General features: G+C 38.3%; 8 protein-coding genes. All 8 read right to left on the bottom strand.

Going from position 1 to position 12,146, the window contains the following annotated elements; all coding sequences use genetic code 11:
• Nucleotides 1-58: 58 nt before the first annotated feature.
• Nucleotides 59-1,630 carry a peptide MFS transporter gene (locus ACSZOX_RS09305; protein ID WP_437919611.1) on the bottom strand — a complete coding sequence of 524 codons (1,572 nt, stop codon included), beginning with the start codon at nucleotides 1,628-1,630 and terminating at the stop codon, nucleotides 59-61.
• A gap of 95 nt (nucleotides 1,631-1,725) precedes the next feature.
• Entirely contained in the window at nucleotides 1,726-2,529 is an 804-nt protein-coding gene (locus tag ACSZOX_RS09300; protein ID WP_437919610.1) for a hypothetical protein, read from the bottom strand.
• 105 nt (nucleotides 2,530-2,634) lie between these two features.
• Nucleotides 2,635-3,519 carry a sugar phosphate isomerase/epimerase family protein gene (locus tag ACSZOX_RS09295; protein WP_437919609.1) on the bottom strand — a complete coding sequence of 295 codons (885 nt, stop codon included), beginning with the start codon at nucleotides 3,517-3,519 and terminating at the stop codon, nucleotides 2,635-2,637.
• A gap of 17 nt (nucleotides 3,520-3,536) precedes the next feature.
• Complete coding sequence (locus ACSZOX_RS09290; RefSeq protein WP_437919608.1) at nucleotides 3,537-4,265, bottom strand: (Fe-S)-binding protein; 729 nt, start codon at nucleotides 4,263-4,265, stop codon at nucleotides 3,537-3,539.
• Nucleotides 4,262-5,569, bottom strand: a complete 1,308-nt coding sequence (locus ACSZOX_RS09285; protein ID WP_437919607.1) for an MFS transporter — start codon at nucleotides 5,567-5,569, stop codon at nucleotides 4,262-4,264. The genes ACSZOX_RS09290 and ACSZOX_RS09285 overlap by 4 nt, the downstream gene beginning before the upstream one ends.
• A gap of 63 nt (nucleotides 5,570-5,632) precedes the next feature.
• Nucleotides 5,633-6,934 (bottom strand): D-alanyl-D-alanine carboxypeptidase, encoded by a 1,302-nt coding sequence (locus tag ACSZOX_RS09280; RefSeq protein ID WP_437919606.1) that lies wholly within the window; start codon nucleotides 6,932-6,934, stop codon nucleotides 5,633-5,635.
• A gap of 98 nt (nucleotides 6,935-7,032) precedes the next feature.
• A complete protein-coding gene (locus ACSZOX_RS09275; protein ID WP_437919605.1) occupies nucleotides 7,033-8,751 on the bottom strand; it encodes a RagB/SusD family nutrient uptake outer membrane protein in 1,719 nt (572 codons plus the stop codon).
• Between the two features lie 18 nt (nucleotides 8,752-8,769).
• The gene (locus ACSZOX_RS09270) at nucleotides 8,770-12,042 is read right to left on the bottom strand and encodes a SusC/RagA family TonB-linked outer membrane protein (protein WP_437919604.1); all 3,273 of its coding nucleotides are present in this window, start codon (nucleotides 12,040-12,042) and stop codon (nucleotides 8,770-8,772) included.
• Between the last annotated feature and the right edge of the window lie 104 nt (nucleotides 12,043-12,146).

Raw genomic sequence — 12,146 nt, 5'->3', positions numbered from 1 at the left:
GATGCAAACAAAAAATGCTCGTAACAACTTACGAGCATTTTCTTAAGATCTGCAAGGATTAGTTAATACCATGCATCATTTTTCTGAGCAAAGGACTAAATATCAATAATAACAAGGCTGCTCCTATCGGTAAGCCGGCAATAATTAAGAAGAAAGTAGACATCGAATACAATTCGGTAATTCTATCAATCAATCCTCCGCTCCATCCTGCCAACTTATTAGCTATAGCAGAAGCTAAAAACCAAAAACCAAAAATAAGACCAATGAATTTTTTCGGTGAGAGTTTACTCATGTAAGACAATCCGACCGGAGATACGCACAACTCGCCCGTAGTATGGAAGAAATAAGCCAAAATAAGCCAAATCATACTCACTGAAGCTGTGGCAGCACCTTGAGGAATACTCATACTTCCATAAGACAATGTCAAAAAGCCTATCCCAACTAGAATAAGTCCAAAAGCGAATTTTACAGGCCCCGATGGGTTCCAAACACGTTCCCAAAATTTACTAAAAGAAGATGCTAACGTTACGATGAAAAATGCATTCAAGATCTGGAACCAAGCAACTGTCACCTCCGTTACATCCGATGTAAATTCCTTATGTATTTTCCATACCCCCAAAAGCATAATGGAGAAAAACGAAATTAATGTAAAAATAACCGTGAGTGGATATTGTTTCATTATTTTAGACGCTAATTTAGAGAGTACATAAGTAACTACTAAAATAGGAAGCAACGTAAGGATAGCATCAACCCACTTAAACGTCAAGCCAGCTGTACCTTCTAACACACGTTGCGTATAATTTTTCGCAAAAATAGTCATCGAGCCCCCAGCTTGTTCAAATGCTAAAAAGAAAAAGACGCTTGCAACAATAAGAACCGAAACAACAATTAAACGATCTTTAACTACATTCCCAGGTAAACTTTCGTCTTCCCCAACATGACTTTCATCTTTATCTTTACGAGGTGCATCACCTATTACACCAAAGATGCGTTGTCCAAAATAAAATTGAAGCATGCCGAAAAACATAAACACGCCCGCAAGACCAAAGCCATAATGCCAACCTATTTTCTCTCCAATATATCCGCATAATAAAGACCCCAGGAATGCACCGGCATTAATACCCATATAAAAAATGGTGTAGCCTGCATCTTTCTTTGAACTATTATTCGGATACAATTGCCCAACCATTGAGGAAATATTTGGTTTAAATAATCCATTTCCTATAATCATTAGACCTAAACCTAGATAAAAGAAAAGCCTAGATTCTCCTTCTAACGCCATTGACGCATGTCCTAATGTCATAATTAAAGCCCCCATAAGGATCGCTTTTTTATAGCCTGTTAAACGATCTGCCAACATACCGCCGAGAAGAGGTGTAGCATATACCAAGCCCGTATACCAACCGTATAACTCCATTGCCTCCGCATTAGTCCAGCCCCAACCATGTTTCGCTACTTCCGTGATCAAAAAGGTAACGAGCAGCGCACGCATGCCATAATAGCTAAAACGTTCCCACATTTCCGTAAAAAACAATACGAATAAACTGGCAGGATGGCCCATCACCATTTTGTCATCAATCCCTTGTTTTTCCAAGTGATCAACCAAGACTTCATCTTTTTCTTGAATCATATTTAAAGTTGTGTGTGTATACGTTTTAAGCTTCCTCGTATATATAGGACTTAATAATTGTTAGCGGATTTGGCTACAAAGAAAATAAAAAAAAATTACAATCCACTTTTTTTTCCTTTTACCGCTTGGCCAGGCTTCTGACCATTATCATTTTCCACTTTTAGACCATTTCGAACCGTGACATTTTCGATCAATTCCAGTCCCTGGTCTTTGATACGGTATGCATCATGAGACAAATCTGGCCCATAATACTTATAAACACCTTTTAAACTGTCATTTATAGGAACCAAATGATCAAAAACTATATTTTTACTCGTCGAATCAAACTGCAGATACATGGTTGCCTGTCTTGTAAAATTGAAAATCTTACGTGTCAATGTCGACTCATTTAAAAAGACCATTTCTCCTAATTGGTAAGCTCCATCTTTAAATTGTAAAATTTCGATGACTTTTTGAGAAAATTCAGGTGTATGTCCCTTCCATCCTAGCAAAATATACCTATTACCCCATGGAATGATATCATAATATTGAGCGCCATACCAATTGTCGGCCGACAGAATACTGTTATCCGGTTTGTTTATTTCAAATGTCTTATCCAAAAGCGGAGTAAGATTCAATTTTCCATCTTTCGACTTCTTCTGAATGGCTCCATAATAAAGATACGAACCGTCATTCAGCGGAACGTTCCAGGAAAAGATACGAAAAGAATCATCTGGCGAATAAAGGATCGAGATCGTTGACAATTTATCAAACCTATAAATAAATGAATGCTTTTCTTTGAGAGCAGACACTAAGGTTTTCACAAATACAAAGTTTTTATCAAGCCTTTCGGACTCTCCTAAATCTGGTGAAAACACATATTTCCCCAGATTCACGAGACTATCCTGCCATTTATCCATCGTGAAGAAGTTAACCTGAGCTTTCAATGAAAAAACACAAGTCACTATAAATAAGATGATAATACAACTTCTTCGGAATATACAAATCATATTAAAAAAATACTATCAAAGCGCTTTGAAACGCTCTAAAAGCTTTTTCGTCGCAAAAATACCGTCTTCTTCTGAAAGTTTAGAACCTTCGTATTCTATTCCTATAAACCCCTTAAATCCAGAAGATTTTACAATTTTCAACATACGATTGTAGTCAACCTGTGTTTCATTTCCGTCGATATCAAAATCGTGTGTTTTTGCACTCACGCCCTTTGCAAAAGGCATAAGATCCGTTACTCCTTGATAACGATCATATTCATAAAAATTTCCAAAATCAGGTAAACTGCCACAGTTTTTCATGTTCACCGTACTTAATACAGAGGCGAGCCAATCACCATGGGAAGAAATACCACCGTGGTTTTCAACAATAACGTTGATCTTTCTGCTTTTACCGTAGTCCGCTAAAGTACTTAAACTCTCTACAACGCGTCCTTTAATCTCATCTGGACTTCCCTTTCCAGCAGCATTAACTCGGATAGATTTACATCCTAGAAACGCCGCAGCATCAATCCATTTATAATGATTCTCGACGGCACCCTTACGTTTTGTTTCTTCCTCATCTCCAAGATTTCCTTCTCCATCAATCATGATCAATACGTTAGTTACGCCATTATCCTTTGCACGATTTTTCAAATCTTTTAAATAAGTCATATCTTTTGCTTTGTCCTTAAAGAACTGATTGACGTATTCAACTCCATATATGCCAAACTTTTTAGCTGCAAGTTCCGGAAAATCGATATTCTGGAGGTCGCCTTTAAAAAGGGTTTTGTGTAAGGACCATTCTGCCAAAGAAATATCAAACCAAGATTTCTTTACAGCAAACGATTCTAAGGAAGGAGCCAATGCTAATCCAGCAGTAGCTATACCTAAATTCTTTAAAAATTCTCTTCTTGAGTTCATCGATAATAGGTTTTTAATTAAATATTCGCCCAACCAGATGTCAACACATCTGCAATATGTTTTGTTTTAATTGGAAGCTCATTTTTGTCGATATAAGACTGCAATTGAAGAAGACAGGAACTATCTGTCGAAATAATGTAATCAGCTTTGACCTCAACAGCATTCAAGACTTTTTGTTCGGCCATTGCTGAAGATATCTCATCAAACTTCATGGATAAATTGCCGCCAAAGCCACAACAAGATTCTTCATTACGCATGGGGACAATATGAAGTCCACCGACCTGAGATAAAAGCTTTCTAGGCTCATCTTTTATATTGCAATCCCTTAATGCCGAGCAAGAATCATGATATACTGCTGTTCCAACCAACTCGGCTCCAAAATAATCTTTTTTCAACACATTTACTAAGAAATCACTCAATTCATACATGTTGGATTGAATATTTCTGCACCGATTATGCACAATTGTATTCGTGAAAAGATCATCATAACCTTTCTTAACCATACTTACACAGCTTGCGGAAGGAGCTACGATATATTTGTCTTCAGAGAAATCCGTAAGAAATTTAGACCCTATTTTTTTTGCTTCATCCCAAAAGCCTGCGTTATAAGGATATTGACCGCAACATGTCTGTTCAGGATTATAACTTACATCACAGCCAGCCTTCTGAAGTAGTTTAATCATATTAAAGGCTGTCTCAGGATAAATCTGATCAATTAAACATGGTATAAAAACTTCTACTCTCATGCTGTCAAGGCTTTATTAAACCGTAAAACGCGAAATAGTAATACACATCCAACAATAAAAAATATCGATAGAGACAAAGCTGAATAACGAATATTATGTGTTACCTGTTCAATTACTCCAAATGAAAGAAGACCTAGTACGATTGCCAACTTCTCGGTTACGTCGTAGAAGCTAAAAAACGAGGTTGTATCTTTCGTGTTTTCAGGTAAAAATTTAGAGTAGGTCGATCTAGATAAAGACTGTATACCTCCCATGACTAGACCAACAACACACGCCAAGATATAAAATGAAGTTTCCGTTTTTATATAAAAGGCACTGACGCAGATAGCCATCCATACGTAAACAAGCGTAATTAATATTTTTATGTTGCCAAATTTGGCAGAAAGCTTCGATATAAATATAGCCCCCACTATTGCGACCAATTGTATTAACAAAATGGTAATAATTAACTTTGAATTTTCCATATGGAGCTCTTTTGCTCCAAATGCCGCGGCAACAATCATTACTGTCTGCACTCCCGCAGCATAAAAAAAATAAGCTGGCAAAAATCGACGAATTCTTTGCATGCGCTGAATTTTTCGCCAAACAATCTTAAACTCTATGACAACTGTGCGAAATAGCTTCTTGGAAGATCTTATGGCCGACTTTTCGTTATTAGGTAAGGCTTTGAAAGGTATAGTAGAGAAGCCCGCCCACCAAAGTCCAACGAGTAGGAATGATAATCTAGGGCCAAAGGAAGGATCCGTGATACCAAACCAATCGGGCTTTAAAATAAATACAAGGCAAATAATCTGCAACGTGACACAGCCCACATAACCATAGGCAAATCCTTGGGCACTCACTCGGTCTTGTTGATCTGTCGTTGCGATTTCAGGCAAATAGGAATTATTAAAAAGAACCCCTCCGATATAACCCATTGCAGCAAGAACAAACAAAATGATACCCAATTCTAAGGTTTCTAATTTAAAAAAGAACAGTCCCATGCAGGACAAGGATCCTAGATAGGTAAAGAACATCATCATTTGTTTCTTTCTTCCTCTAACATCGGCATAAGAAGATACAAATGGCAAGGCGACTGCCATAATTAAGTAAGCAATAGCTAAACTGAAATTCGACAAAGCTGTATTAATCACTTCTATACCAAAAAAACGAACAACATCGCCATTTTCTTTCGTTTGTGTAATTGCTGTGTAATATGCAGGAAAAATTGTCGAGGTAATCACCAAATTATAGGCTGAATTGGCCCAGTCGAACATTGACCACGATCGGATCAAACGTTTATCATTTTTTTGTATTGCGCGCATAGTTAAAGCGAATATACCAATGTTAATCAAATTTAATAAGCGAAAAATCAAAAAGAAGATGAACTAGTAGGCCTCTCTGATAAATGTAACAACACGTGCCACTTCTTTTCGTACAGCAGTTGCCTCACCATAAAAGTTTGTATTCAGAAAGGAGAACGCTAAGTTTCTACCCGTTCTTGTTCTAACGAAACCACTTTGATTGTAAACGGAATTTATTGTTCCAGTTTTCGCCCATACAAAAGGTTCTCCTTGATCTAGCCCGTAAGTGCGTTTCAAGGTGCCATTTACCCCTCCTGTTGGGAATAAGAAATGTAATTTTTGCTTATCTTCAAAAATCCCATAAAGAAGAACCAACAATTCAACCATGCTACGAGGTGTGATCTTGTTGTACACAGACAATCCACTTCCGTCATATAACTCAATTTTATCCGTAAGGAAATCATAATATTCCGCCTTCATCTTCTTCCTTAACTGAGCCGTATTCATCTCACCATAGGTCTTTAAAGCCGTCATCATCATCAATTGTTCTGCCAGAAAGTTATCACTAGGTAACATCATTTCCCGTAATATATCAGTGGTAGCATGTGAATGTAAAATACGATAATCAGATGGCTTGCTGTAGGAAATAAGTTTAATTTCCTTCTTCAAGCTGTCCGATAATAAGTGAACAAAAAGTGAATCTGAATATCGAAAAGGCTTTTCATTCACGTAATTATGCTTAATACGTGAGCTATTGATGAAAAATAAATTTTCATCAAACTTTCGTGTGACAATAAATTCACCAGCTTTTGCATTCGTGTAATTGAGACAAGATTGAAAAAAAACTGGACTAGTCCGAAGTTGTCCTCTATTTTCTCGAAAAGTGACCACATTTCCGTAAATAGGAAAACTACTCAGTTCAGGTTGATAATATTCTTCAAAATCTTCCATTGCCCAGCCCTTTCTAAAAAAGGGTTCTTCCATTTGTTTCTCAGCTACGTAAAACAATTTTTTAGAAGTTTTTTTTAAAAAATCATAAACTTTTCTTGAATCCAGCCTATTGTGCAGAAATGTAGGATCTGCTGTGCCCCAAAAAATTAAGGAATCCCCTCTTTCTATATAGTGTAATCCATCTAGAGAATCACCGAGATTTTTAAGCACAGTAAATAGCGTGAAATTTTTTGTGTTAGAAGCTGGAGTAAATAATTTATCATCGTTTACTCCCAATAAAAAACGGTTGCTATCGAGATCGTATAAGCAAAAACCATAGAAATGCTTATTCAATATTGGAGAAAGATCAAGTTGATGTCTTAAAAAAGAAAATGGCTGAGCGATAAGTTGCTGAAACACGGAAATCAGGACAAACAGAAGAAACATTCTTTTCATACTATAAACATACAAAAAGGAGGGCAATATATGCCCCCCTTTCCTATCATTATATATGTAAGATCAATCACAGATCGCCTTTGGTAATTAAATAATACTTAATTATATCCATCGTTTTGTTTCAAAGCACCTCCGCTACGATCAATCTCGATTTGTGGGATTGGAAAATAAGCGTTATGCGTATTAAATGTAACGCCTTTAAAAGCAGGCAATAAGCCACCTTCAAAAGTAGAATAACTTTCAATAGTTTGCTTTGCTATACCCCACCTAACCAAGTCATAAAACCGATGTCCTTCCATAGCCAATTCTAAACGTCGTTCCATTCGAACCGCATTTCTTGCATAATCTGTCGAAGAAAAAGAAGGATAAGGTTTTACATCATAAGCTGCAATATCCGCGCCGTCGATTTGTTTGTGAGGCAGATTAGCAGCTCTTAAGCGAATGGAGTTTACATAATCAAGCGCTGCATCCAAATCTCCCAACTCGACGGCGCATTCTGCCGCCATTAAAACCACATCTGCAAGACGTATGATATTTACATCCAATGCTGTAAGGTAGTTTTGACCAGGAACAGCAAATGAAGCAAATTGACTCTGTTTGATCATCGTTTTAATACCAACAAATGGACCAGCATAGGTAGCCATTCGAATCCAAGCATCACCAGGCATTACCCCATAATCTAAATAAGGAACTCCACGTCGTCCTACGGTATAATCTAACCGAGGATCTATACGAAGCGTTTTGTCTACTTGATAATTTGACTTGGCCGTCCCCGTAAGTCCAAGATCTGATTTATAAGGGCTATCCCGATAACTTCCATCTAAATAAGGCAGGCCTGAAGCATTTACCTTATAGGCATTGACCAAGTCTATAGAAGGCTGGTAAAAACCACAACAGCCTACAGGAGAGGTTCCATAAAGCCCTGCCAGCATATCGCCTACGTTTGCATTATCTCCCGAACCATCTGGATTTATTGCGTGCTTAGATACCATGATTGCCTCCGGCCCATCCTCTGTTTCCACATTAAAATTATCTTCAAAAGCCATCGAAGTGATATCTTTACTACCTATTACCTCTTGAAACAATGGCAAAGCAAGATCATATTTTTGTTGATAAAGATAGATTTTCCCTAAATAGGCTTTTGCAGTCATACGGTCCATACGCCCGCTTTGATCATTAATCTTGCTGTCAGGTAAATTATCCGCGGCGAACTTCACGTCTTCAATAATATTTGGATATATATCAGACTCATTAGTTACCAATTTAGCATCTTCAACGGATGTATTTTCATCCACCCAAGGAATATTTTTAAATACACGCCATAAAAAGAAATAATAATGGCCACGCAACATTCTAGCCTCTGCCTCGATTTGTGTAGCGCGCTCGGCAGTTATCGTTTTGCTTCCCTCTTGATCTTTCATTAAAAGCTTTAACGTATTGTTGCAGCGAAGCACACCTTCGTAGTACACTTGCCACATTTGAGAGACATTGTCGTTTGCTGGATTGGGAAGAAGTAGCTCTATTAAATTCATATTTGGTTGATCCGTTTCCTCCGATCCTTTGTGAGCATTGTCAGCCGCCACTTCTCCAAATAGCCATTGACTTGGAGCCGAGGAATAGTTTCCCCATGTTCCACTCACATTTCCATTTAAAATCCCATATGCTCCAAGTAAACTGGCTTCGATACCTTCACTATTCAACACTTGTTCCTCTGATAGCTCGCCTTGTGGATTTTTTTCGAGAAAATCTTTTCCACATGCCGAAAAAACGACAACAAAAGCTGCTAATACTAATTTATAAAATGAATTCTTTTTCATGATAAGATTTTCTTTAAACTAAAAACCTAAACTTACTCCGAAAGTATATTGACGAGCCTGTGGATAAACACCAAAGTCCACGCCCAATGCTGGGTAGTCGCTAGATGTCGCGCTCACTTCCGGATCTAATCCGTCATACTTCGTAATTGTGAAGACATTGGCCACTCCCAAATACACACGAAGTTTGCTTACAGTCGTATTTTGTCCAAAAACATTCTTTACAGGAATGTTGTATCCTAACTGGATATTCTTCAACTTTAGAAAACTAGCATCCTGTACATAGTAAGAAGACGAAGCGTATTCAAATGTCGATGCATTTAAGGTCGGTGAAGGAATAGAACTGCCTGTGTTTGTTGAGCTCCAAGCGTCTAGCAAACGGGCACTTTTCTGGCCGGAAAACACACTGAAATCCGTATAATAACGAGTGGCGTCATAAACTTCGTTCCCCTGTGATCCATAGAAAAACATTGCTAAATCAAAATTTCTATAAGCAGCATTTACACCTAGAGAATAAACGAAATCTGGATGTGGAGATCCCGTAATCGTTCTATCTGCGTCATTGATTGTTCCATCACCATTCATATCCGCATATTTTAAACCACCCGCTCTTGCTCCGGAATATGAAGGAGAGTTCGCAACGTCCGCGTCACTTTGATAAATTCCAACAACTTTGTAACCGTAGAATGCACCAAAAGCTTCTCCAGGCTTTAATATGGTTGTTTCCATACTTCTAAAGCTACCATAGATTTGGGAAGAAACGGATGGAGCCAATGATTCCACTTTGTTGATATTCCTAGAAATAGTTCCGGCCAAATCTAAAGTGAACTCACTATTCTGACGCTGTCCATAATGATACCCCAATGAAAATTCGACACCATGATTCCTCATGTTTCCAACATTGACATAAGGAGCTTCAGACCGGCCAACCGCTGCTGCAGGTAAAGGCACCCTGAAAAGCATATCTTTTGTCTTTTTATCATAATAGTCAAATGCACCATCGAAATCCCCTTTGAACAATGTAAAATCTATACCAAGATTCAATGCATTTACCTGCTCCCATTTGACTTCTGGATTCGAATACGCATTTTGATAAATACCTGTCGAAACAGAGCCTGCAATAGGATACGATGATTCATTGATAACAGAAGCATATCTGTTCATAAACTGAAACGAAGGAATTCTTTGATTCCCTGTTACGCCATATCCTGCACGAAGCTTGAAATCACTTATCCAACTTACATCTTTCAAAAACTCTTCATTAGACAAGCGCCAAGCACCACTTACACCAGGAAATACACCATAACGGTTATTTTCTCCGAAATTAGACGATCCATCCCTTCGAACAGTAGCACTAAATATGAAGCGATCGTCAAAACTATAGTCTACTTTTCCGAAAATAGAAAAAAGTGCGCCTAAGGCCCCTGTTCCAGTATTTCCAAAATTAGAAGTTCCAGAATTTAAATAGAGATAGTCCAGGCTGTTTAGTAAGAAGAAACCATTTCTATTTGCTGTTAAATCTTTGGTACGATTATCTATTGCTTCCGTGCCCGCTAGAATGTTAATGCTATGCTTATCAAAGACCTTTCTCCAATTCAACGTATTCGTCCAGGTCCATTCTGTATTATAGCCTGCCGATTCGTTTAAGCTGTTATTAAAAGATCCTTCAGAAAACTCTGGGTTAGGATAAGTGATATCTGTCCCAAAATAGTTTTCATACTTGATGCCAAAGCTCGTTCTGAATGTTAGTCCGTCTAAAAGATCGTATTCTGCAAATGTATTACCGAAAAACATATTGCTTTTATTAATATCATCTTTACCCCGATAAGCCATGGCTACTGGATTTTGGCCATTTCCCCAGCCACCTTTAGATCCGGCAAAGTTTCCTCCCTCGTCATATACAGGAATGATATTTTGTATGCGAAAAGCAAAGCCAATAATACTTCCTTCTTCCATATATCCACCGGCAGTATTTGGATTAACCCCCAATCCAAAACCTTTTGTATACCCATATTGCATGTTTTCTCCTATACGAAGTTTACCTTCAAAAGCCTTAAATAGCGTATTTGACCTTACACTAAAACGTTCAAAACCGCTATGAATAATAGCTCCTTTTTGCTTTAAATGACCCACGGACATTGCATATGTAGCATTTTCGCCACCTCCAGTAGCACTAACATTATAGCTCTGCGTGGGCGCATTTTGTGACAGCTCGCGGAACCAATCCGTTCCCTGCTTATTTGCTTTTGTTATCTGATAGAAAGTCGATGCATCCCTGGAGTAATTATACTTAGACATATCATAATCCGCAGCAGTCATTTCATCGACATCTTCTCGCCCCTTCTCACCTGCGAGCAAGTAATCTGGCAAACTCAAATTCGTGCCATTCAACCGGTTATTTAAATCGTAAATCTGCTGTGGGCTCATCATTTTAGGAAACGTATTGTACCGTGGTGTCTGCAAACCTACGTACGAGTCAAATGCAATTTGTGGTTTTCCTTCCTTCCCCGCCTTAGTCGTGATAATTACTACACCATTATTTGCCCTAGAACCATAAATGGAAGCGGCAGACGCGTCTTTAAGAACTTGCATGGATTCAATATCATTTTGATTTAACCAGCTTAGTTTTCCTTCGAATGGCACACCATCGATAATGTATAAAGGTTCATTATTATTGATCGTACTGAAACCACGAATCTTTATTTGTGGTGTTGAGCCTGGCGCACCATCATTTACGACAATAACCCCTGTCGCCCTTCCTTGCAGAGCTTCGACCGCAGAAGCAGCTGGTTGCGTTTTTAAGCCCGCGACATTGACTACAGCAACAGCTCCCGTTAAATCCTTTCTTCGCTGTGCACCATAGCCTGTTACTACGACCTCCTCGAGATTACTGTTATCGGGTTGTAGATCAATATTAACATTATTGGTAGTAGATAAAACAGTCACGCGCGCAGCTTGATACCCAATAAAATTCACCTCGATAACATCGTTGACAGTGGCTTTAATTTCAAAGAAACCATTCGCATCTGTTGACGTCGCTGTCGACTTCCCAACTAGCTTTAAGGTTACGCCAGCTAAGGGTAATTTACTCTCCGCATCGACGATGGTCCCTCGAACCGTTTTTTCTTGGTCGTTTCTAAGGCCATGCTTAGAGGCAGGTTCAACGATAGGTAAATAGTTCGCGTAGGCATGATTTCCTGTCAACAACAGAGCTCCCGCAATCCATAAAGTTTGTTTGAGCGTTTTTTTAGGACAAAAGAATGCCCTTCCACAAAAATTGGTAGTTTTTTTCATGGTATGTGTAAAAAAGGTTTACATTAAGTTTACTTGATTAGATTGATTAGCGCACAAATGTGCCAATAGAAATAAGTTTGCTTATGTCATAAGAATTAGATTTT

This window comes from Sphingobacterium sp. LRF_L2, from assembly GCF_965644235.1.
GTDB lineage: Bacteria > Bacteroidota > Bacteroidia > Sphingobacteriales > Sphingobacteriaceae > Sphingobacterium.
Note: the sequence above shows the minus strand (reverse complement) of the source record. Positions and strands in the feature narration are given on the sequence as shown.

Bases quoted from the DNA above. Each gene is read 5' to 3' on its own strand.
- ACSZOX_RS09305 (WP_437919611.1), bottom strand. From the start codon at position 1,630: ATGATTCAAGAAAAAGATGAAGTCTTGGTTGATCACTTGGAAAAACAA.
- ACSZOX_RS09290 (WP_437919608.1), bottom strand. From the start codon at position 4,265: ATGAGAGTAGAAGTTTTTATACCATGTTTAATTGATCAGATTTATCCT.
- ACSZOX_RS09275 (WP_437919605.1), bottom strand. From the start codon at position 8,751: ATGAAAAAGAATTCATTTTATAAATTAGTATTAGCAGCTTTTGTTGTC.
- ACSZOX_RS09270 (WP_437919604.1), bottom strand. From the start codon at position 12,042: ATGAAAAAAACTACCAATTTTTGTGGAAGGGCATTCTTTTGTCCTAAA.
- ACSZOX_RS09285 (WP_437919607.1), bottom strand. From the start codon at position 5,569: ATGCGCGCAATACAAAAAAATGATAAACGTTTGATCCGATCGTGGTCA.
- ACSZOX_RS09300 (WP_437919610.1), bottom strand. From the start codon at position 2,529: ATGGATAAATGGCAGGATAGTCTCGTGAATCTGGGGAAATATGTGTTT.
- ACSZOX_RS09280 (WP_437919606.1), bottom strand. From the start codon at position 6,934: ATGAAAAGAATGTTTCTTCTGTTTGTCCTGATTTCCGTGTTTCAGCAA.
- ACSZOX_RS09295 (WP_437919609.1), bottom strand. From the start codon at position 3,519: ATGAACTCAAGAAGAGAATTTTTAAAGAATTTAGGTATAGCTACTGCT.